Origin of the sequence: Klebsiella sp. 10982, assembly GCF_048589245.1 — a bacterium.
GTDB lineage: Bacteria > Pseudomonadota > Gammaproteobacteria > Enterobacterales > Enterobacteriaceae > Klebsiella > Klebsiella quasivariicola.
The window spans coordinates 1-19,790 of sequence record NZ_JBMAXV010000049.1 but is presented as its reverse complement, the minus strand read 5'-3'; the positions used below and the strand labels follow the sequence as shown (position 1 = coordinate 19,790).

23 protein-coding genes are annotated in these 19,790 nt (G+C 55.9%); 16 read left to right on the top strand and 7 right to left on the bottom strand.

Going from position 1 to position 19,790, the window contains the following annotated elements; all coding sequences use genetic code 11:
- The first annotated feature begins 32 nt into the window (after window positions 1-32).
- Together pabA and argD are read left to right on the top strand one after the other, a co-directional pair.
- Window positions 33-596: an aminodeoxychorismate synthase component 2 gene (gene pabA, locus ACKLKD_RS24345; protein ID WP_025711904.1), complete on the top strand. Its 564-nt coding sequence runs from the start codon at window positions 33-35 to the stop codon at window positions 594-596.
- Window positions 597-686: 90 nt separating this feature from the next.
- On the top strand, window positions 687-1,907 hold the full coding sequence (argD, locus tag ACKLKD_RS24340; protein ID WP_025711905.1) for a bifunctional acetylornithine/succinyldiaminopimelate transaminase: 1,221 nt from the start codon (window positions 687-689) through the stop codon (window positions 1,905-1,907).
- On the opposite strand, the gene ACKLKD_RS24335 is transcribed toward argD, so the two are convergent.
- Window positions 1,897-3,975, bottom strand: coding sequence for a YccS/YhfK family putative transporter (locus ACKLKD_RS24335; RefSeq protein ID WP_025711906.1), 2,079 nt, complete (start codon window positions 3,973-3,975; stop codon window positions 1,897-1,899). The genes argD and ACKLKD_RS24335 overlap by 11 nt on opposite strands.
- Before the next feature lie 51 nt (window positions 3,976-4,026).
- Window positions 4,027-4,659, bottom strand: coding sequence for a cAMP-activated global transcriptional regulator CRP (gene crp / locus ACKLKD_RS24330; RefSeq protein WP_000242758.1), 633 nt, complete (start codon window positions 4,657-4,659; stop codon window positions 4,027-4,029).
- A 306-nt stretch (window positions 4,660-4,965) separates the two neighbouring features.
- Between crp and ACKLKD_RS24325 the strand changes: the two genes are divergently transcribed.
- Complete coding sequence (locus ACKLKD_RS24325; RefSeq protein ID WP_023291180.1) at window positions 4,966-5,370, top strand: OsmC family protein; 405 nt, start codon at window positions 4,966-4,968, stop codon at window positions 5,368-5,370.
- A 55-nt stretch (window positions 5,371-5,425) separates the two neighbouring features.
- Here the strand turns inward: ACKLKD_RS24325 and ACKLKD_RS24320 are convergent, their stop codons facing one another.
- The 4 genes from ACKLKD_RS24320 to ACKLKD_RS24305 all read right to left on the bottom strand — a co-directional run bounded on the left by ACKLKD_RS24320 (window position 5,426) and on the right by ACKLKD_RS24305 (window position 9,675).
- Window positions 5,426-6,295, bottom strand: coding sequence for a phosphoribulokinase (locus tag ACKLKD_RS24320; protein ID WP_025711907.1), 870 nt, complete (start codon window positions 6,293-6,295; stop codon window positions 5,426-5,428).
- Between the two features lie 36 nt (window positions 6,296-6,331).
- Complete coding sequence (locus tag ACKLKD_RS24315) at window positions 6,332-6,550, bottom strand: YheU family protein (RefSeq protein WP_087806093.1); 219 nt, start codon at window positions 6,548-6,550, stop codon at window positions 6,332-6,334.
- A complete protein-coding gene (locus tag ACKLKD_RS24310; protein WP_165931760.1) occupies window positions 6,547-7,545 on the bottom strand; it encodes a hydrolase in 999 nt (332 codons plus the stop codon). Before ACKLKD_RS24310 ends, ACKLKD_RS24315 begins: the two co-directional genes overlap by 4 nt.
- A 225-nt stretch (window positions 7,546-7,770) precedes the next feature.
- Entirely contained in the window at window positions 7,771-9,675 is a 1,905-nt protein-coding gene (locus ACKLKD_RS24305; protein WP_080897517.1) for an ABC transporter ATP-binding protein, read from the bottom strand.
- A gap of 173 nt (window positions 9,676-9,848) precedes the next feature.
- On the opposite strand from ACKLKD_RS24305, the gene kefG reads away from it, so the two are divergent.
- The 4 genes from kefG to slyD all read left to right on the top strand — a co-directional run bounded on the left by kefG (window position 9,849) and on the right by slyD (window position 13,097).
- Window positions 9,849-10,412, top strand: a complete 564-nt coding sequence (gene kefG, locus ACKLKD_RS24300; protein ID WP_025711911.1) for a glutathione-regulated potassium-efflux system ancillary protein KefG — start codon at window positions 9,849-9,851, stop codon at window positions 10,410-10,412.
- On the top strand, window positions 10,399-12,204 hold the full coding sequence (gene kefB / locus ACKLKD_RS24295; protein WP_025711912.1) for a glutathione-regulated potassium-efflux system protein KefB: 1,806 nt from the start codon (window positions 10,399-10,401) through the stop codon (window positions 12,202-12,204). Before kefG ends, kefB begins: the two co-directional genes overlap by 14 nt.
- Before the next feature lie 11 nt (window positions 12,205-12,215).
- On the top strand, window positions 12,216-12,416 hold the full coding sequence (locus ACKLKD_RS24290) for a YheV family putative zinc ribbon protein (RefSeq protein WP_002920143.1): 201 nt from the start codon (window positions 12,216-12,218) through the stop codon (window positions 12,414-12,416).
- 93 nt (window positions 12,417-12,509) lie between these two features.
- On the top strand, window positions 12,510-13,097 hold the full coding sequence (gene slyD / locus ACKLKD_RS24285; RefSeq protein ID WP_025711913.1) for a peptidylprolyl isomerase: 588 nt from the start codon (window positions 12,510-12,512) through the stop codon (window positions 13,095-13,097).
- A gap of 57 nt (window positions 13,098-13,154) precedes the next feature.
- On the opposite strand, the gene ACKLKD_RS24280 is transcribed toward slyD, so the two are convergent.
- Complete coding sequence (locus ACKLKD_RS24280; protein ID WP_002920136.1) at window positions 13,155-13,373, bottom strand: protein SlyX; 219 nt, start codon at window positions 13,371-13,373, stop codon at window positions 13,155-13,157.
- Window positions 13,374-13,595: 222 nt separating this feature from the next.
- On the opposite strand from ACKLKD_RS24280, the gene fkpA reads away from it, so the two are divergent.
- The 9 genes from fkpA to ACKLKD_RS24235 form a co-directional block, all read left to right on the top strand.
- Window positions 13,596-14,426: an FKBP-type peptidyl-prolyl cis-trans isomerase gene (gene fkpA / locus ACKLKD_RS24275; RefSeq protein ID WP_025711914.1), complete on the top strand. Its 831-nt coding sequence runs from the start codon at window positions 13,596-13,598 to the stop codon at window positions 14,424-14,426.
- Between the two features lie 168 nt (window positions 14,427-14,594).
- Complete coding sequence (locus ACKLKD_RS24270; RefSeq protein ID WP_002920130.1) at window positions 14,595-15,317, top strand: helix-turn-helix transcriptional regulator; 723 nt, start codon at window positions 14,595-14,597, stop codon at window positions 15,315-15,317.
- Window positions 15,317-15,703, top strand: coding sequence for a sulfurtransferase complex subunit TusD (gene tusD, locus ACKLKD_RS24265; protein WP_025711915.1), 387 nt, complete (start codon window positions 15,317-15,319; stop codon window positions 15,701-15,703). Before ACKLKD_RS24270 ends, tusD begins: the two co-directional genes overlap by 1 nt.
- Entirely contained in the window at window positions 15,703-16,062 is a 360-nt protein-coding gene (tusC, locus tag ACKLKD_RS24260; protein WP_025711916.1) for a sulfurtransferase complex subunit TusC, read from the top strand. The genes tusD and tusC overlap by 1 nt, the downstream gene beginning before the upstream one ends.
- A gap of 7 nt (window positions 16,063-16,069) precedes the next feature.
- Window positions 16,070-16,357 (top strand): sulfurtransferase complex subunit TusB, encoded by a 288-nt coding sequence (gene tusB, locus ACKLKD_RS24255; protein ID WP_025711917.1) that lies wholly within the window; start codon window positions 16,070-16,072, stop codon window positions 16,355-16,357.
- Between the two features lie 124 nt (window positions 16,358-16,481).
- Window positions 16,482-16,856: a 30S ribosomal protein S12 gene (gene rpsL, locus ACKLKD_RS24250; protein ID WP_002920115.1), complete on the top strand. Its 375-nt coding sequence runs from the start codon at window positions 16,482-16,484 to the stop codon at window positions 16,854-16,856.
- A 96-nt stretch (window positions 16,857-16,952) separates the two neighbouring features.
- Complete coding sequence (rpsG, locus tag ACKLKD_RS24245) at window positions 16,953-17,423, top strand: 30S ribosomal protein S7 (protein WP_002920113.1); 471 nt, start codon at window positions 16,953-16,955, stop codon at window positions 17,421-17,423.
- A gap of 96 nt (window positions 17,424-17,519) precedes the next feature.
- The gene (gene fusA / locus ACKLKD_RS24240; RefSeq protein WP_025711918.1) at window positions 17,520-19,634 is read left to right on the top strand and encodes an elongation factor G; all 2,115 of its coding nucleotides are present in this window, start codon (window positions 17,520-17,522) and stop codon (window positions 19,632-19,634) included.
- 69 nt (window positions 19,635-19,703) lie between these two features.
- Window positions 19,704-19,790, top strand: an 87-nt coding sequence (locus ACKLKD_RS24235; protein ID WP_002436303.1) for a GTP-binding protein, incomplete at its 3' end; no start/stop codon positions are given.

Sequence of the window (19,790 nt, the reverse complement as noted above, 5' to 3'; positions counted from 1 at the left end):
AATAGCCCGGTTTTGATTGTTCCGGAGCCGCTATGATCCTGCTTATCGATAACTATGACTCTTTCACCTGGAATCTGTATCAGTACTTCTGCGAACTGGGGGCGGAAGTGCTGGTCAGGCGCAACGATGCGTTGACGCTGGAAGAGATAGCGGCGCTGGCGCCGGAGAAGATCGTGATCTCGCCTGGCCCCTGCACGCCAAATGAGGCGGGGATATCCCTCGCGGTTATCCGCCACTATGCCGGAAAAACGCCACTGTTAGGCGTCTGTCTTGGGCACCAGGCGATAGCCCAGGCGTTTGGCGCGACTATCGTGCGGGCAGCGCAGGTCATGCATGGTAAAACCTCGCTTATTGAGCATAACGGCGAAGGGGTGTTTCAGGGGCTGAACCATCCTCTGACGGTGACCCGCTATCACTCGCTGGTGATTGACCCGCCGACGCTGCCGCCCGAGTTTATCGTCACTGCCCGCAGCGCCAGTGGTGAGATTATGGGGATCCGCCACCGCGACTGGGATCTTGAGGGCGTGCAGTTCCATCCGGAAAGCATCCTCAGCGAGCAAGGCCATCAGTTGCTGGAAAACTTTCTGAAGCGGTGATTTTCAGTTGCCATTGAGTGATTTTTTATGCATATTTTGTGATTAGATTATCATAATCACATCTGCATAACGAAGAGGGATGGGCAAGACATGGCAACTGAACAACCGGCAATCACCCGCGCCACATTCGATGAAGTTATTTTGCCAATTTATGCACCGGCAGAATTCATCCCTGTGAAGGGGAAAGGCAGCCGCGTCTGGGATCAGCAGGGCAAAGAGTATGTCGATTTCGCCGGTGGCATCGCGGTGACGGCCCTCGGCCATTGCCACCCGGCGCTGGTGGCGGCGCTGCACGAGCAGGGCGAAACGCTCTGGCACACCAGCAACGTCTTTACCAATGAGCCTGCGCTGCGCCTGGGGCGTAAGCTTGTCGATGCCACCTTCGCCGAGCGCGTAGTGTTTATGAATTCCGGCACCGAAGCCAATGAAACGGCTTTCAAGCTGGCGCGTCACTATGCGGTAACCCGCCATAGCCCGTATAAAACCAAAATTATTGCCTTCCATAATGCCTTCCATGGCCGCTCCCTGTTTACCGTTTCCGTCGGCGGGCAGCCGAAGTACTCCGATGGTTTTGGCCCGAAACCGGCGGATATTGTCCATGTTCCCTTCAACGATCTGCAGGCGGTAAAAGCGGTGATGGATGACCACACCTGTGCGGTGGTGGTGGAGCCGATTCAGGGCGAGGGGGGGGTGACCGCGGCCACGCCGGCCTTCCTGCAGGGATTGCGTGAGCTGTGCGATCAGCACCAGGCGCTGCTCGTCTTTGATGAAGTGCAGTGCGGTATGGGGCGTACCGGATCGCTGTTCGCCTATATGCACTATGGCGTAACCCCGGATATCCTGACCAGCGCCAAAGCGCTCGGCGGCGGCTTCCCGGTCAGCGCCATGCTGACCACCCACGAGATCGCCAGCGCCTTCCATGCGGGCTCCCATGGTTCAACCTACGGCGGCAACCCGCTGGCCTGCGCGGTCGCCAACGCGGCCTTCGATCTGATTAATACCCCAGCAGTGCTGGATGGCGTGAACGCGAAACGCGATCTGTTCGTCAAACACCTGCAGCAGCTGGATGCCGAGTTTGATCTGTTCAGTGATATTCGCGGAATGGGGCTGCTGATTGGCGCCGAACTCAAGCCGCAGCACAAAGGTCGCGCGCGTGATTTCCTGTATGCCGCTGCCGATGCCGGCGTCATGGTGCTCAACGCCGGGCCGGACGTGATGCGGTTTGTTCCCTCGCTGATCATCGACGAGCAGGATATTGCCGAAGGGATGGCGCGCTTTGCCCAGGCCGTGGCAAAGGTGATTAACGGCTGATCTTACGCAGCCAGATGCCGTGATGCGGCCGCTGACGCCATGCCACTGACGAAATGGTATGCATGGTGTTCAGATGGCCCAGAATGCGTTGCAGATGCTGCTCCAGAGTGCTTAACGGACCGACTGGCACCTCGCTTTCCGGCGACTCCATAATATTGGCATCCCCTGCGCTGCCGGGGCCATCGCTGTCCAGCCGCTGCTGACAGCGCTGCAGGGCAATCTCACAGGATTCGAGATAGCGCTGAGCAAGATCCGGGGTGAGCATCGTATGCTCCCGGGCCAGGGTGGTCATGGCGTTGATGTGTTCGACGATAAACTGGCTGTGCGTTACCCACAGCTTCATATCTTCCAGATAGTGGGTATTAAACCCGGGTTCCTGCATCGCCTGATTCAGGGAGTTATAGAGCGCGTTATGCGCCTGGTTGACGCGCATGCGTTGATAGGCCAGCGCGGGCGCTTTCGGGTCGGGGCTGAGGATCAGGCGAATCGCCTGCTGGTCGGCCTCCAGCGCATCGTGGGCGTTTTTTTTCAGCAGGCCGCTCTGCCACTGCGGCCACAGCCAGACCATCCCGCCGAAGGCGATCAGGCAGCCGATAATCGTGTCAATCAGTCGGGCGATAATAAACTGTTCCCCGTTGAGCGTCAGCAGTTGCAGGGTATACACCGCCGTCACCGTAAAGCCTACCATCGCCCAGCCATAATGTTTGCGGATGATCAGATAGCTAAGTAGGGTGATCAGCAGCATCCCGCTCAGGGTATAGCTCTCCGGAACGTGAAAGTGCAACGTCAGTCCGGCGATGATCAGGCCGGCGAGCGTTCCCGCCGCCCGGTGGACAATTCGCACCCGCGTGGCGCCATAGCCGTTCTGGGTGACGAAGAGTACGGTCATCAGGATCCAGTAGGGCTTCGGCAAATGCAGGGCGTTACCCATCAGGCTGGCGATGCTCAGCATCACGCTGATGCGGGCGGCATTGCGCAGTGCGGGTGATTTCAGCGACAGATAGTTCTTTAGCGCGGGAAACAGCGGTAAACGACGCTCTTTGTCGGCCATCAGATCCCGGGCATACAGGGGGCGCTGGGTATGCAGCACCCGGGCGATGCGGCTGAAGTGCCAGGCGCAGAAGTGGCCGACCGGGTTATCCGGATGTTGCCTGGCGATCTTTTCCAGAGCCTCGATCTGTTTATCCATTTGAAAGCGCTGCGGGAAGCGATGATAGAGCATGTCATCCGCCAGCACCCGCAGGCGGGCGGCGACGGTTTGCGCATTCCAGCGGATCACCGCTTCGGCATGGCTGCGTTCCACCAGCTTTTGCACCTCTTCCGGCTGATGCAGGCTAACCGAAATATGCTCCTGCAGATCCAGCCCCATCTGGAACGCCCGCAGCAGGCGCTTGTGGTCGTTACGCTGGTTGGCGGCCAACATATGCATCTGCTGATAGCACTGGGTGATCAAATCGACCACCTTCTGCTGACGGGTGAGCAGCGGCGGCAGGGAGGTCGTCGGATCGGTATGCTGGGTCAACAGACTGTATTTGGCTTCACAATAGTCGGCCAGCTCCCGGTAAAGCAGGCTGAGCGACTCCCGCAGCGGCTGTTCGCGCCACAGCCAAAACCAGAACCAGTTAAACACGCCGTACCACAGCGTACCGAAGGCGTAGATTAGCAGCGGCTCCCAGATGGGCATATTGCCCGCCAGGCTCAGGGTAAAGATGGCGGCGATCAGCGATGCGGGCAGCAGACGCGCATGCAGCGAACTGATTTCCGCAGTGACGCCAAGCAAAAGCGCCAGACCGCTAAGGATAAGCGGCAGGGGAATCGCCTGGGCGAGCAGCAACTGTACCACCAGGCTGCATCCGGCAAACAGGCAGCCGCCGATAATCAGGCGTTTGAAAAAGCGCTTATGCGGGGTATCAAGACCGGCAATATTGCAGCAGGCGGGGACTAAGGAAAACAGCAGTCCCTGCTGGAGATGGCCGAGCAGAAGACCGATGGCCACAGGCAGACACAGCACCAGCGTTTGCCGCAGTGCATAGTTGACTTCCGGGTGGTAAATCAGCCTGCGCCACATGAGGGAAAAACAAAAACGGCGTACTGCAGGAGCAATACGCCGCTTAGCAACTTAACGGGTGCCGTAGACGACGATGGTTTTACCGTGGGCGGAAATCAGGTTCTGATCTTCCAGCATTTTCAAAATACGGCCAACCGTTTCACGAGAGCAGCCGACGATCTGACCAATTTCCTGACGGGTAATTTTAATTTGCATACCGTCCGGGTGGGTCATGGCATCCGGTTGCTTCGCCAGGTTCAGCAGCGTCTGGGCGATACGGCCCGTCACGTCGAGGAAGGCGAGGTTGCCCACTTTCTCAGACGTGACCTGCAGACGGCGAGCCATTTGCGAAGAGAGACGCATCAGAATGTCCGGGTTAACCTGGATCAGCTGACGGAATTTCTTATAAGAGATTTCGGCCACTTCACATGCGGTTTTCGCCCGTACCCAGGCGCTACGCTCCTGACCCTCTTCAAACAGGCCTAATTCACCGATGAAATCGCCCTGGTTGAGGTAGGAGAGGATCATCTCTTTACCTTCTTCATCCTTGATGAGTACAGCCACGGAGCCTTTAACGATGTAGTACAGCGTTTCTGCTTTCTCACCCTGGTGGATCAGCGTGCTTTTTGATGGGTACTTATGAATGTGGCAATGAGACAAGAACCATTCAAGGGTAGGGTCTGTTTGCGGTTTGCCAAGCACCATGCGCGGTTATCCTCTGTTATAAGCTATCTCCGGGCGCCGACACTACACGGCGTCCGGGCATGCAATCGTATTGTTTCCCTATACCTGGGAAGCTGGCTGATGATTTTTCGACAGCCCGTAATGTGAACTCCTCTGCATACATGCAGTACATCAATGTAATACTGTAGCATCCAGACTGTTTTAGCATAGCTTTCGCCGCATGTCTCCTGGTGTCTCGCTTCAGCATGACGCAGGTCGCCTTCCGTTGCGAGAATTGTTATGTGCGCGTAATCTGACAGGAATATTGCGATACTGGAGTTAAATTTTATGCAAGCGCGTGTGAAATGGGTAGAAGGGTTAACCTTTATCGGGGAGTCCGCATCAGGACACCAGATTCTGATGGATGGCAACTCCGGGGATAAGGCTCCCAGCCCGATGGAGATGGTGCTAATGGCGGCGGGCGGTTGCAGCGCGATCGATGTGGTCTCCATATTGCAAAAAGGTCGCCACGACGTGACCAACTGCGAAGTGAAGCTGACCTCTGAGCGCCGCGAAGAGGCGCCGCGTCTGTTCACGCATATTAATCTGCACTTTATCGTGACCGGCAAGGCGCTGAAAGATGCCGCCGTCTCCCGGGCAGTGGATCTGTCGGCAGAGAAATACTGCTCGGTGGCGCTGATGCTGGAAAAAGCGGTGAAGATCACCCACTCCTATGAAGTGATCGAGGCATAGTCTTTGCCTGCTGTTGTATCAAATCTCAACCCCGGCCTGACCGGGGTTTTTTCGGTTAGCCTATCTTACGGCCTTCCATCAGGCGCTCGACCAGCGGCGTCATGATAAGCTCCATCGCCAGCCCCATTTTACCGCCCGGCACCACCAGGGTGTTCATGTGCGAGATAAACGACCCCTGCAGCATCGCCAGCAGCCACGGGAAGTCGATATTCTGCAGATTGCGGAAATGGATCACCACAAAGCTCTCGTCCAGCGAGGGGATCGCTTTGGCGGCAAACGGGTTGGAGGTGTCCACCGTCGGCACGCGCTGAAAGTTGATATGGGTACGGGAAAATTGCGGCGTAATGAAGTTGATGTAGTCTTCCATCGAGCGGACGACCGAGTCCATCACCGCCTCGCGGGAGTGGCCGCGCTCGCTGGTGTCGCGAATTAGCTTTTGGATCCACTCGAGGTTAACGATAGGCACCACGCCGACCAGCAGGTCGACCTGGCTGGCCACATCATGTTGCGGTGTGACAACCCCGCCGTGCAGCCCCTCATAGAACAGCACATCCGTCGGCTCTGGCAGCGGCTGCCAGGGAGTGAAGGTGCCCGGCACCTGATTCCACGGTACGGCTTCGTCATAGGTGTGCAGGTATTTCCGCGACTGGCCTTTTCCGTGGCGGCCATAGTCGACAAAGGTCTGCTCCAGCAGGCCGAAGTCGTTCGCCTCGGGGCCAAAGTAGCTGATATGTTTGCCCTGATCCCGCGCCTTGCGGATCGCCATGTCCATTTCCGGGCGGGTGTAGCGATGAAAGCTGTCGCCTTCCACCTCCGCGGCGTGCAGGTTTAGCTGCGCGAAGATTTTGCGAAAGGCAAGGCTGGTGGTGGTAGTGCCCGCGCCGCTGGAGCCCGTGACGGCGATCACCGGATGTTTGGCAGACATAACAACTCCCTGGTTAAACGATGTAGTGGCGTCGCCTTAGCCGTTAAACAGCGTGCGCGGCATAATATTGACCGTCTCATGCAGTTCCGACCACACAAGGACCGCCTCTCCGCGTTTCAGCTGCTGTTTTACATCGGCGACTTTATCGGCAAGTGAACGTTCATGTTCACCATAATCGGTGCCTTCACGTAACACAAAGCTTTCAATCAGGTTATCCAGCGTTTCGGGATCCAGATCCTGCCAGGGAATAATCATACGGGGACCTCCAGCCAACGGTTTAACCAGTCCGGGATGCGTCTTTCCAGCCACATCTCCGGCTTACGCAGGGTGCCGCCGACGAAACCAACGTGACCGCCTTGCTCAGTTAACTGATACTCAACGTTCGCCGGCAGTTGCTCCTGCGGCGGTATGGAGTGGTGGTCCATAAACGGATCGTCTTTCGCGTGAATGATTAGCGTCGGCTTAGTGATATCGCTGAGCCGCGGCATGGCGCTGCATTGTCGGTAATAATCCAGCGCATCGGCGAAGCCATGGATTTTCGCGGTGATCATATCGTCAAATTCCCGGATGCGGCGCATCCCTTTGAGTTGACGTAAATCGACGGGCAGCGAGCCCGGATACGCTTTCAGCTTGCGTGAGGCGTTAGCTTTTAACAGGTTGAGCAAATAGCGCTGATAAACCCGCGAGAAGCCCTTATCCATATGATAGCTGCAGGCTTCCAGCATAAAAGGCGCGGAGACGATCACCGCGGCATCCAGCGGGCAGCGGTCGCCTTCTTCTGCCAGCAGGCAGCCCAGCATATTGCCGCCCAGTGAATAGCCGACGGCCGCGGTCGGCGCGGGGCCAAACTCGCGCTGTAGCCAGTGCAGAAACCAGGTGCCATCTTCCGTTTCACCGGAGTGATAGATGCGGTGATTGCGGTTAGGTTCGCCGCTGCAGCCGCGAAAATGCATGACTACGCCCAGCCAGCCGCGCTGCATCGCCGCGTGGATCAGACCATGGGCGTACGGGCTGTGCAGACTGCCTTCCAGACCATGAAACACGACCAGGCGCGGCTTATGTTGCGCCTGGTGCGGGTCTTCGCTCCAGGCCAGATCGACAAAATCGCCGTCCGGCAGCTCAAGGCGCTGCCAGTGCGGAGTGAAGCGCAATTTACGGCGGATCAGCCGCGGCAGCATGGTTTGCAGATGACGATTGCCCACGCCGCGCATCGGATGGAACTCACGCGAATCGTTTTCGGGGGGCGTCATATCTGTGGGGATGATTTCAACCATAGCACCAGAACAATTAATAAACGTGATGATGACTATACCGCGCAGGGCGCGCACAGGTTAGCCAATATGTGGTCTTGTGGCCAGTGACGCCAGGTACAGCAAAGACAACCTATTGATGTCACTGATGGCCAGGCCATGGAGAGGGCAGAAACCCACCCTGCCAGCGGCAGCGTACGCGCAGGCAGGATGAGGAAGTAAATATTAGCCTTCCTGAAGCATCTGTTCCAGCTGCTCCTGAGCCTCCAGCCAGGCCATTTCGCACTCCTCCAGCCCGGACTTCGCGCTGGCCTGCTGCTGCAGGCATTCGGTCAGCTCGGCTTTACGTGAGGCGTCATAAAGCTCACTGTCGCCAAGCTTTTCTTCCGCACTGGCCAACTGTGCGTTGAGCTTGTCCATCTCTTTTTCCAGGCGGGCGATCTCTTTGCGCAGCGGTTGGGTCTGGCTGCGCAGCTCCGCTTCCCGCCGCTTCTGGTCCTTGCGCGCCTGGGCGCTGTTGCCGCTCTCTTTTGGCGCCTCGCCGCTCTGGGACTCCTGTTTTTGCGAGTCGCTGAGCCACTGCTGATAATCTTCCAGATCGCCGTCAAACGGCTCGACTTTACCATCGTGGACGAGGTACAGATCGTCGGTGGTGGAGCGGATCAAGTGGCGATCGTGCGACACGACCACCAGCGCCCCTTCAAAGTCGATCAGCGCTTCGGTTAAGGCCTGACGCATATCGAGGTCAAGGTGGTTGGTCGGTTCATCGAGCAGCAGCAGGTTAGGGCGCTGCCAGACGATCAGGGCCAGCACCAGGCGCGCTTTTTCGCCACCGGAGAAGCGGCGGGTCTCTTCGCTGACCTTATCCCCCTGGAAGCCAAAGCCGCCCAGATAATCGCGCAGCTTCTGCTCCAGCTCCTGCGGCGCCAGGCGCGCCAGGTGCTGCAGCGGCGACTCATCGGCGCGCAGGAACTCCAGCTGATGCTGGGCAAAGTAGCCGAGCTTGATGCCTTTCGCGAGGCCGATCTCGCCGCTTACGGGCTGGAGTTCGCCTGCCAGCAGCTTAATCAGCGTCGACTTCCCGGCGCCGTTGCGGCCCAGCAGGCCAATACGCGATCCCGGCACCAGGTTGAGCTTGATGGAGTCGAGAATAATACGCTCGCCGTAGCCAGCGCTGACTTTCTCCATCTTCAGCAGCGGGTTAGGCAGGCTCTCCGGCTGGCGGAAGCTGAAGTGGAACGGGTTATCCACGTGCGCCGGGGCGATAAGCTCCATTCGCTCCAGCATTTTGATACGGCTTTGCGCCTGCTTGGCCTTGGTGGCCTTAGCGCGGAAGCGATCGATATAGCTTTGCAGATGCGCGACGCGCTGCTGCTGGCTTTCGTACATCGCCTGCTGCTGAGCGAGCCGGGTGGCGCGCTGCACTTCGAACGAGCTGTAGTTGCCGGTGTACTCAAACATCGTCTGCTGTTCGATATGGATAATTTTGTCGACGATAGGATCGAGAAAATCGCGATCATGGGAGATCAGGATCAGTGTTCCCGTGTAGCCTTTCAGCCACTTCTCCAGCCAGATCACCGCATCAAGGTCGAGGTGGTTAGTCGGTTCGTCGAGCAGTAGCAGGTCGGAGCGGCAGATCAGCGCCTGGGCGAGGTTAAGGCGCATACGCCAGCCGCCGGAAAAATCGCTGACCGGCCGCTCAAGCTGTTCATTGCTGAACCCCAGACCGTGCAGCAGGCTGGCGGCGCGGGAACGGATGGTCCAGGCGTCGATGGCGTCCAGCTTACCGTGGACGGTGGCGATAGCATGGCCATCGTTGCGTTCGTTAGCCAGCTGGAGCGCGGCCTCCAGCTGGCGGTATTCCCGATCGCCGTCAATGACATAATCGATGGCCGGCTGCGGTAGCGCCGGGGTTTCCTGATTCACCCAGGCCAGCTGCCAGTTGCCGGGAAAGGTCATACTGCCGCCGTCAGCGCTTATCTCGTTTTTCAAAAGCGATAGCAGCGTCGATTTCCCGCAGCCGTTTTTACCCACCAGACCGACCTTTTGGCCAGGATTGATGGTAGCGGTGGCGTTGTCCAGCAGGACGCGTACGCCGCGACGAATTTGTAACGAGGAGAAAACAATCATAAGGCGCCGTATGTTCAGACTATGTTAATTTGTCATTATGATAATGTAGTGTGGAAGCGAATCGCTTCACCGGGCCGCCATGGTAGCCCAAAACGAAGACGATACACAAAGTCATTCTGGCTGTGTCAAAACGCCGGGGCTGTGCAGGCCGCCAGAAGACCTACGGGAGGGGAATGATGTCTCAGACAGCGAAAGTGTTGCTGCTGTATGCCCACCCAGAATCTCAGGATTCCGTGGCCAACCGGGTCTTATTAGAGCCGGCCTTACAGTTGCCGAACGTCACCGTGCACGATCTCTACGCGCACTATCCGGATTTTTTTATCGATATCGCTCATGAACAGGACCTGCTGCGCCAGCATGAGGTGATCGTTTTCCAGCATCCTTTATACACCTGGAGCTGTCCGGCACTGCTCAAGGAGTGGCTGGATCGTGTATTAAGCCGCGGCTTCGCCAGCGGCGCTGGGGGGAACCAACTGGCGGGAAAGTACTGGCGTAGTGTGATCACCACCGGTGAGCCTGAGAGCGCCTACCGTCGCGATGCCAATCGCTATCCAATGAATGATATTTTACGTCCTTTTGAACTGACTGCCGGTATGTGTCGTATGCACTGGATGAGCCCTATTATCGTCTACTGGGCACGGCGACAACAGCCAGAGGAGTTGCGCAGCCGCGCCCGGGCCTACCGGGACTGGCTGGCCAATCCTGTTGCCGCCGGAGGTGTCCATGGCGGGATCTGATTTGCTGCTGGCTGGGGTGCTGTTTTTGTTCGCGGCTGTCATCGCCGTTCCTCTGGCGTCAAGACTGGGGATTGGCGCAGTGCTGGGCTATCTGTTGGCCGGGATTGCCATTGGCCCATGGGGGCTCGGGTTTATCAGCGATGTGGATGAAATTCTCCATTTCTCTGAGCTTGGCGTGGTGTTTCTGATGTTTATCATCGGCCTCGAGCTGAATCCGGCCAAGCTATGGCGACTGCGAAGCTCTATCTTCGGCGTTGGTGCGGCACAGGTGATGCTCAGCGCCGCGATCCTCGGTGGCCTGCTGATGACGACCGGGTTTTCATGGCAGGCGGCCGTGGTTGGCGGGATCGGCCTGGCGATGTCTTCCACCGCGATGGCGCTGCAGCTGATGCGCGAGAAGGGAATGAGCCGCAGCGAATCGGGGCAGTTAGGCTTTTCGGTGCTGCTGTTTCAGGATCTGGCGGTGATCCCGGCGCTGGCGCTGGTGCCCCTGCTGGCCGGTTCAGCGGACGAGCATGTGAACTGGCTGACGGTCGGCATGAAGGTTCTGGCGTTTGCCGGGATGCTGATTGGCGGACGCTATCTGCTACGGCCGGTGTTCCGCTTTATCGCCAGCTCGGGGGTCAGGGAAGTATTCACTGCCGCCACGCTGCTGTTAGTCCTCGGCTCTGCTCTGTTTATGGAGGCGCTGGGGCTGTCGATGGCGCTGGGCACCTTTATCGCCGGCGTACTGCTGGCGGAAAGTGAATATCGCCACGAACTGGAAATCGCTATCGATCCGTTCAAGGGGCTGCTGCTCGGGTTGTTCTTTATCTCCGTCGGCATGGCGCTGAACCTTGGCGTGCTTTACACCCATCTGCTGTGGGTGGCAGTTAGCGTGGCGGTGCTGGTGGCGGTAAAAATGCTGGTGCTCTATCTGCTGGCTCGTCTCTATGGCCTGCGAAGTTCAGAACGGATGCAGTTTGCGGGCGTATTAAGCCAGGGCGGCGAGTTCGCATTTGTTCTCTTTTCGCTACCCGCGTCTCAACGGTTGTTCCAGCACGATCAGATGGCGCTGCTGCTGGTGTCGGTGACGTTGTCGATGATGACCACGCCGCTGCTGATGAAGGGGATAGATAAGCTATTGTCTCGACGGCTGAATCCAGCGGACGATACGGATGAGGCGCCGTGGGTCGAGGATGACAAGCCGCAGGTGATCATTGTCGGGTTTGGTCGCTTTGGCCAGGTTATTGGTCGTCTGTTGATGGCTAACAAGATGCGAATTACGGTGCTGGAGCGGGACATCAGCGCGGTGAACCTCATGCGTAACTATGGCTATAAAGTCTATTTTGGCGATGCTACCCAACTGGAGCTGCTGCGCTCGGCGGGAGCGGAAGAGGCGCAGTCGATCGTCATCACCTGCAATGAGCCGGAAGACACCATGCGGCTGGTGGAAATGTGTCAACAACACTTTCCACATCTGCATATTCTCGCCCGCGCCCGTGGACGCGTCGAGGCGCATGAGCTGCTGCAGGCCGGTGTGACGCAGTTCTCTCGTGAAACCTTCTCCAGTGCGCTGGAGCTGGGACGGAAAGCGCTTATCACCCTGGGGATGCATCCTCACCAGGCGCAGCGCGCGCAATTGCACTTCCGACGACTCGATATGCGAATGCTGCGTGAGTTAATGCCGGTGCATACTGATACGGTACAGATATCACGCGTGCGGGAGGCCCGACGCGAACTGGAAGAGATTTTTCAGCGTGAAATGCAGAAAGAGAGCCGGCAGCTGGACGGCTGGGACGAGTTTGAATAAAGGTAAATCATATGGCAGTGCGTAAACGTTTTATTGCCGGGGCGAAATGTCCGGCGTGCCAGGCGCAGGATTCGCTGGCGATGTGGCGTGAGAATAATGTCGATGTTGTTGAATGCGTTAAGTGCGGCCATCAGATGCGTGAGGCGGATAAAGAGGCCCGTGAGCATGTACGCAAAGAGGAGCAAGTGATTGGCATTTTTCATCCCGACTAGCGTTATCCGTCGGCTTTTTTTAAGCTAAAGGGTACACGGCTGCAGAATTCCGCTACAATCTGCGCCACTATTCTTCCCATCTCAGGAGATATCATGAAAGTAGCAAAAGACCTGGTGGTCAGCCTGGCCTATCAGGTACGTACAGAAGACGGTGTGTTGGTTGATGAGTCTCCGGTAAGCGCGCCGCTGGATTACCTGCACGGTCACGGCTCCCTGATTTCCGGTCTGGAAAACGCGCTGGATGGCCACGAAGTGGGCGACAAATTTGACGTAGCCGTCGGCGCTAACGACGCTTACGGTCAGTATGACGAAAACCTGGTGCAGCGTGTTCCTAAAGACGTCTTTATGGGCGTTGATGAACTGCAGGTTGGTATGCGCTTCCTGGCGGAAACCGATCAGGGTCCAGTACCAGTAGAAATCACTGAAGTTGAAGACGACCATGTGGTGGTTGATGGCAACCACATGCTGGCAGGCCAGAACCTGAAGTTCAATGTGGAAGTCGTCGCCATTCGCGAAGCAACCGCTGAAGAACTGGAGCACGGTCACGTGCACGGCGCGCATGGCCACGACCACGACCACGATCATGGTCACGATGGTTGCTGCGGTGGTCACGGTCACGACCATGGCCACGAGCACGGTAAAGGCGGCTGCGGCGGCCACGGTGGCTGCGGCTGCCACTAATCTTCGCGCTTTGCACGGAGACGACAAAAAAGCGGGGAAACCCGCTTTTTTTACGCCTTAATAGTGTGGCGGTGGCGTCTCTTCCGCCTGGGAGGCGATATGGGAAGGTTGAGTTGCTTTCAGCTTTTCGATCATCAGACGCATATGTTCGCGCATCTTCGCCATCTCTATCTCGTGGGCGGTCACGGTTTTATTGAGGTCTTCGATGGTGATTTCCTGAAACGCCAGCCGGCTTTCCAGCTCCGCAAGGCGCGTTTCTAATGTGCTATCGTGCATGGGTAACCTCTTTAGTCTGATCCTGCGGGCGGATTCTACTTAAGTTTCTCTTTTCGCGCAGCATCGCTGCGTTGGACAGGAAACTTATTCATACAAAAATAGTCCTAAAAGAGGCGATATTCAGGAACGTCCGTATGTAGATTTTTACGGCAACGTTCTATAGTACTTTTTTTGCTTTTTACGCTAACCCTGGGGTGAGAGGCCCCGGCCCTGGAGAAATGGATGAAATCACTGTTTAAAGTAACGCTGCTGGCGACCACAATGGCCGTCGCCCTGAATGCACCGCTGACCTTTGCTGCAGATACGGCGGCGAAGGCAGCCCCGGCGGCTGAGAGTAAATCGGCATTTAAAAATGACGATCAGAAATCTGCCTATGCGCTGGGCGCGTCCCTGGGGCGTTACATGGAAAACTCTCTGAAAGAACAAGAAAAGCTGGGTATTAAGCTGGATAAAGCTCAGCTTATCGCCGGCGTACAGGACGCGTTTGCCGATAAGAGCAAGCTGTCCGACCAGGAGATCGAACAGACTCTGCAGGCCTTTGAGACCCGCGTGAAGACCGCCGCTCAGCAGAAAATGGAAAAAGACGCGACTGAGAACGAAACCAAAGGTAAAGCGTTCCGTGACAGCTTTGCCAAAGAGAAGGGCGTGAAAACCTCGAAAACTGGCCTGCTGTATAAGGTCGAGAAAGAAGGCACTGGTGATGCGCCGAAAGACAGCGACACCGTCGTGGTTAACTACAAAGGTACTCTGATCGACGGTAAAGAGTTTGATAACTCTTATACCCGCGGCGAACCGCTCTCTTTCCGTCTCGACGGTGTGATCCCGGGCTGGACTGAAGGCCTGAAGAACATCAAGAAAGGCGGCAAAATCAAGCTGGTCATTCCGCCAGATCTGGCGTACGGCAAAACCGGCGTTCCGGGGATCCCGGCCAACTCTACGCTGGTCTTTGACGTAGAGCTGCTGGATATCAAACCGGCGCCGAAGGCAGACGCTCAGCCGGAAGCCGCTGGCGAAGCGAAAGCCGCAGATGCGAAAGCTGACGCTAAGAAGTAATCGGGTTCAGGCCGCCGTCTCGTCAGAGGCGGCGGCTTTTTTATTGAGCGCAGATATAATTAAAACTGGAAAGATCCTCAGGCGCTGTATTACTTTAGATAGCTTAATAATGATGATGAGCCTGCCCTGACAATAACGACAGGCTCCTGAAAAGGAGTGCTTTTTTTCATGTCCAGGTCGCTTTTAACCAATGAAACCAGCGAGCTTGACCTGCTGGATCAACGTCCCTTTGACCAGACCGATTTCGATATTCTCAAATCTTATGAAGCGGTGGTGGACGGGTTGGCGATGCTCATCGGTTCGCACTGTGAAATCGTGCTGCATTCTTTGCAGGATCTGAAATGCTCTGCCATCCGTATCGCCAATGGTGAACATACCGGCCGCCAAATCGGTTCACCGATTACCGATCTTGCGCTGCGCATGCTGCACGATATGACGGGCGCCGATAGCAGCGTTTCCAAATGCTATTTTACCCGCGCCAAAAGCGGTGTACTGATGAAATCGGTGACGATTGCCATCCGCAACCGCGATCACCGGGTGATTGGTCTGCTGTGCATCAACATGAATCTGGATGTCCCGTTTTCCCAGATTATGAGCACCTTTATTCCGCCAGAAACGCCTGAAGTTAACTCGCCGGTGAACTTTGCTTCCTCGGTTGATGATTTGGTCGCCCAGACGCTTGAATTTACCATTGAAGAGGTGAATGCCGATCGTAGCGTGTCTAACAATGCGAAAAACCGCCAAATCGTGCTGAATCTCTACGAGAAAGGGATCTTCGATATTAAAGACGCTATTAACCAGGTAGCCGATCGTCTGAACATCTCCAAGCACACCGTCTACCTCTATATTCGTCAGTTCAAGAGCGGCGATTTCCAGGGGCTGGATAAGTAATGCGTTTTGCCCTCACGGTGACCGGTCCTGCCTATGGGACGCAGCAGGCAAGCAGCGCCTGGCAGTTTGCCCAGGCCGTGCTGCAGGAAGGTCATGAACTGGCGTGCGTTTTTTTCTATCGCGAAGGCGTGCTTAACGCTAACCAGCTGACGGCGCCTGCCAGCGATGAGTTCGATCTGGTGCGTGGGTGGCAATCCCTCCACAATGAGCACGGCGTCGCGCTGCATATTTGCGTGGCGGCGGCTCTGCGCCGTGGCGTAACCGACGAACGTGAAGCGCAACAGCTCGCGTTGCCTGGCCACAACCTACAGCCGGGTTTTATGCTTAGCGGACTCGGTGCGCTGGCAGAGGCGGCGCTAACTTGCGATCGGATGGTACAGTTCTGATGAAACGTGTGGCTTTTGTTTTTTCCTCCGCGCCGCACGGCAGTGCCGCCGGCAGAGAAGGCCTGGATGCCTTATTAGCCACCTCCGCCCTTACTGACGAGATTGGCGTTTTTTTCGTGGGTGACGGCGTGTTTCAGCTATTGCCCGAACAGCAGCCTGGCGTGGTACTGGCCCGCGACTACATCGCCACCTTTAAATTGCTGTCGCTATACGATATCGATCAGTGTTGGCTGTGCGTCGACTCCGCGCGAGAGCGCGGTCTGGACCCCGCGACCCCGTGGGTGGTGGATGTCGAATGCCTGGCATCGGATGCCCTGCGCGCCCGTCTGCATGAATTTGATGTGATTTTGCGTTTCTGAGGCCCCCATGCTCCATACGCTCAGTATTTCTCCCTGGCATGCCGACATCGCAGCAATGCTTCGTTTGATGGAGCACGGTGACGATCTGTTACTGCTGTCTGATGGCGTCACGGCGGCCATCGCCGGTGGCCGCTTCCTTGAGATCCTGCAATCCGCCCCCATAACCCTTTACGTGCTGCAAGACGACGTTGACGCCCGCGGGCTCGCTGGTCAAATTGCGGACAGTGTCGGCAGGGTTAGCTATACTGATTTCGTCAGACTCACGGTCAAACATGCCGGTCAGTTGGCCTGGTGATGGCGGGATCGTTGTATATTTCTTGACACCTTTTCGGCACCGCCCTAAAATTCTGCGTCCTCATAATATATGAGGCGATTTATTACGTGTTTACGAAGCAAAAGCTAAAACCAGGAGCTATTTAATGGCAACAATTAACCAGCTGGTACGCAAACCACGCGCGCGCAAAGTTGCAAAGAGCAACGTGCCAGCGCTGGAAGCCTGCCCGCAGAAACGTGGCGTATGTACTCGCGTATATACCACCACTCCTAAGAAACCGAACTCCGCACTGCGTAAAGTTTGCCGTGTGCGTCTGACTAACGGTTTCGAAGTCACCTCCTACATCGGTGGTGAAGGTCACAACCTGCAGGAGCACTCCGTGATCCTGATCCGTGGCGGTCGTGTTAAAGACCTTCCGGGTGTTCGTTACCACACCGTTCGTGGTGCGCTTGACTGCTCCGGCGTTAAAGACCGTAAGCAGGCTCGCTCCAAGTATGGCGTGAAGCGTCCTAAGGCTTAATGGTTCTCCGTTAAGTAAGGCCAAACTGATTTATCTTAATGTCATACTAAACTCTTAGAGTTTTGGACAATCCTGAATTAACAACGGAGTATTTCCATGCCACGTCGTCGCGTCATTGGTCAGCGTAAAATTCTGCCGGATCCGAAGTTCGGATCAGAACTGCTGGCTAAATTTGTCAACATCCTGATGGTAGATGGTAAAAAATCTACTGCAGAAACTATCGTATACAGCGCGCTGGAGACCCTGGCTCAGCGCTCTGGTAAATCTGAACTGGAAGCCTTCGAAGTTGCGCTCGAAAACGTGCGCCCGACTGTCGAAGTTAAGTCCCGCCGCGTAGGTGGTTCTACTTATCAGGTTCCAGTTGAAGTCCGTCCGGTTCGTCGTAATGCCCTGGCAATGCGTTGGATCGTTGAAGCTGCTCGTAAACGCGGTGATAAATCCATGGCTCTGCGCCTGGCGAACGAACTCACTGATGCTGCAGACAACAAAGGTACTGCAGTTAAGAAACGTGAAGACGTTCACCGTATGGCCGAAGCCAACAAGGCGTTCGCACACTACCGTTGGTAATCCCTTCGGAGTCATAGTCACCAGGCGGGCGCTTCAGATGAGTCGCCCGCTCTGGATAACTTAACTGAACGCCTAAAGAAATAAACGAGGAATCAAATGGCTCGTACAACACCCATCGCACGCTACCGTAACATCGGTATCAGTGCGCACATCGACGCCGGTAAAACCACTACTACCGAACGTATTCTGTTCTACACCGGTGTAAACCACAAAATCGGTGAAGTTCATGACGGCGCCGCTACCATGGACTGGATGGAGCAGGAGCAGGAACGTGGTATCACCATCACTTCCGCTGCGACTACTGCATTCTGGTCTGGTATGGCCAAACAGTATGAACCGCACCGTGTAAACATCATCGACACCCCGGGGCACGTTGACTTCACAATCGAAGTAGAACGTTCCATGCGTGTTCTTGATGGTGCGGTAATGGTTTACTGCGCAGTTGGTGGTGTTCAGCCGCAGTCTGAAACCGTATGGCGTCAGGCAAACAAATATAAAGTTCCGCGCATCGCGTTCGTTAACAAAATGGACCGCATGGGCGCTAACTTCCTGAAAGTTGTTGGTCAGATCAAAACCCGTCTGGGCGCGAACCCGGTTCCGCTGCAGCTGGCAATTGGTGCTGAAGAAGGTTTCACCGGCGTTGTTGACCTGGTGAAAATGAAAGCCATCAACTGGAACGATGCAGACCAGGGCGTAACCTTCGAATACGAAGATATCCCGGCTGACATGCAGGATCTGGCTGACGAATGGCACCAGAACCTGATCGAATCCGCAGCTGAAGCTTCTGAAGAGCTGATGGAAAAATACCTGGGTGGTGAAGAACTGACTGAAGAAGAGATCAAAAAAGCTCTGCGTCAGCGCGTTCTGAACAACGAAATCATCCTGGTAACCTGTGGTTCTGCGTTCAAGAACAAAGGTGTTCAGGCGATGCTGGATGCGGTAATTGATTACCTGCCATCCCCGGTTGACGTACCTGCGATCAACGGTATCCTGGACGACGGTAAAGATACTCCGGCTGAGCGTCACGCAAGCGACGAAGAGCCGTTCTCTGCACTGGCGTTCAAAATCGCTACCGACCCGTTTGTTGGTAACCTGACCTTCTTCCGCGTGTACTCCGGTGTGGTTAACTCTGGTGATACCGTCCTGAACTCCGTGAAAGCTGCACGTGAGCGTTTCGGTCGTATCGTACAGATGCACGCTAACAAACGTGAAGAGATCAAAGAAGTTCGCGCGGGCGACATCGCTGCTGCTATCGGTCTGAAAGACGTAACCACTGGTGATACCCTGTGTGATCCGGATGCGCCGATCATTCTGGAGCGTATGGAATTCCCTGAGCCGGTAATCTCCATCGCCGTTGAGCCGAAAACCAAAGCTGACCAGGAAAAAATGGGTCTGGCTCTGGGTCGTCTGGCTAAAGAAGACCCGTCTTTCCGCGTATGGACTGACGAAGAGTCTAACCAGACTATTATCGCCGGTATGGGTGAGCTGCACCTCGACATCATCGTTGACCGTATGAAGCGTGAATTCAACGTTGAAGCGAACGTCGGTAAACCTCAGGTTGCTTACCGCGAAGCGATTCGCCAGAAAGTTACCGATATCGAAGGTAAACACGCCAAGCAGTCTGGTGGTCGTGGTCAGTACGGTCACGTTGTGATCGACATGTACCCGCTGGAGCCGGGCTCTAACCCGAAAGGTTACGAGTTCATCAACGACATCAAAGGTGGTGTAATTCCTGGCGAATACATCCCGGCCGTTGATAAAGGCATCCAGGAACAGCTGAAAGCTGGTCCGCTGGCAGGTTACCCGGTAGTTGATATGGGTATCCGTCTGCACTTCGGTTCTTACCACGACGTTGACTCCTCTGAGCTGGCGTTTAAACTGGCTGCGTCTATTGCCTTTAAAGAAGGCTTTAAGAAAGCAAAACCAGTTCTGCTTGAGCCGATCATGAAGGTTGAAGTAGAAACTCCGGAAGAGAACACTGGTGATGTTATCGGTGACTTGAGCCGTCGTCGCGGTATGCTGCGCGGTCAGGAATCCGAAGTAACCGGCGTTAAGATCCACGCTGAAGTACCGCTGTCCGAAATGTTCGGTTATGCAACTCAGCTGCGTTCTCTGACCAAAGGTCGTGCATCATACACCATGGAATTCCTGAAGTATGATGATGCGCCGAACAACGTTGCTCAGGCCGTTATTGAAGCCCGTGGTAAATAATCCACAGGATTAAAACCTAAGTCCCGTGCTCTCTCCGAAGGGGAGAGCACTATAGTAAGGAATATAGCCGTGTCTAAAGAAAAATTTGAACGTACAAAACCGCACGTCAACGTTGGTACTATCGGCCACGTTGACCATGGTAAAACTACCCTGACT

What these genes read in the sequence shown, in the direction of transcription:
- fusA (WP_025711918.1), top strand. Translation starts at nt 17,520, where the DNA reads ATGGCTCGTACAACACCCATCGCACGCTACCGTAACATCGGTATCAGT.
- rpsL (WP_002920115.1), top strand. Translation starts at nt 16,482, where the DNA reads ATGGCAACAATTAACCAGCTGGTACGCAAACCACGCGCGCGCAAAGTT.
- ACKLKD_RS24320 (WP_025711907.1), bottom strand. Translation starts at nt 6,295, where the DNA reads ATGTCTGCCAAACATCCGGTGATCGCCGTCACGGGCTCCAGCGGCGCG.
- tusD (WP_025711915.1), top strand. Translation starts at nt 15,317, where the DNA reads ATGCGTTTTGCCCTCACGGTGACCGGTCCTGCCTATGGGACGCAGCAG.
- argD (WP_025711905.1), top strand. Translation starts at nt 687, where the DNA reads ATGGCAACTGAACAACCGGCAATCACCCGCGCCACATTCGATGAAGTT.
- ACKLKD_RS24310 (WP_165931760.1), bottom strand. Translation starts at nt 7,545, where the DNA reads ATGACGCCCCCCGAAAACGATTCGCGTGAGTTCCATCCGATGCGCGGC.
- slyD (WP_025711913.1), top strand. Translation starts at nt 12,510, where the DNA reads ATGAAAGTAGCAAAAGACCTGGTGGTCAGCCTGGCCTATCAGGTACGT.
- fkpA (WP_025711914.1), top strand. Translation starts at nt 13,596, where the DNA reads ATGAAATCACTGTTTAAAGTAACGCTGCTGGCGACCACAATGGCCGTC.
- tusC (WP_025711916.1), top strand. Translation starts at nt 15,703, where the DNA reads ATGAAACGTGTGGCTTTTGTTTTTTCCTCCGCGCCGCACGGCAGTGCC.
- ACKLKD_RS24290 (WP_002920143.1), top strand. Translation starts at nt 12,216, where the DNA reads ATGGCAGTGCGTAAACGTTTTATTGCCGGGGCGAAATGTCCGGCGTGC.
- kefB (WP_025711912.1), top strand. Translation starts at nt 10,399, where the DNA reads ATGGCGGGATCTGATTTGCTGCTGGCTGGGGTGCTGTTTTTGTTCGCG.
- ACKLKD_RS24325 (WP_023291180.1), top strand. Translation starts at nt 4,966, where the DNA reads ATGCAAGCGCGTGTGAAATGGGTAGAAGGGTTAACCTTTATCGGGGAG.
- rpsG (WP_002920113.1), top strand. Translation starts at nt 16,953, where the DNA reads ATGCCACGTCGTCGCGTCATTGGTCAGCGTAAAATTCTGCCGGATCCG.
- ACKLKD_RS24315 (WP_087806093.1), bottom strand. Translation starts at nt 6,550, where the DNA reads ATGATTATTCCCTGGCAGGATCTGGATCCCGAAACGCTGGATAACCTG.
- ACKLKD_RS24280 (WP_002920136.1), bottom strand. Translation starts at nt 13,373, where the DNA reads ATGCACGATAGCACATTAGAAACGCGCCTTGCGGAGCTGGAAAGCCGG.
- ACKLKD_RS24270 (WP_002920130.1), top strand. Translation starts at nt 14,595, where the DNA reads ATGTCCAGGTCGCTTTTAACCAATGAAACCAGCGAGCTTGACCTGCTG.
- crp (WP_000242758.1), bottom strand. Translation starts at nt 4,659, where the DNA reads ATGGTGCTTGGCAAACCGCAAACAGACCCTACCCTTGAATGGTTCTTG.
- ACKLKD_RS24335 (WP_025711906.1), bottom strand. Translation starts at nt 3,975, where the DNA reads ATGTGGCGCAGGCTGATTTACCACCCGGAAGTCAACTATGCACTGCGG.
- tusB (WP_025711917.1), top strand. Translation starts at nt 16,070, where the DNA reads ATGCTCCATACGCTCAGTATTTCTCCCTGGCATGCCGACATCGCAGCA.
- ACKLKD_RS24305 (WP_080897517.1), bottom strand. Translation starts at nt 9,675, where the DNA reads ATGATTGTTTTCTCCTCGTTACAAATTCGTCGCGGCGTACGCGTCCTG.
- kefG (WP_025711911.1), top strand. Translation starts at nt 9,849, where the DNA reads ATGATGTCTCAGACAGCGAAAGTGTTGCTGCTGTATGCCCACCCAGAA.
- pabA (WP_025711904.1), top strand. Translation starts at nt 33, where the DNA reads ATGATCCTGCTTATCGATAACTATGACTCTTTCACCTGGAATCTGTAT.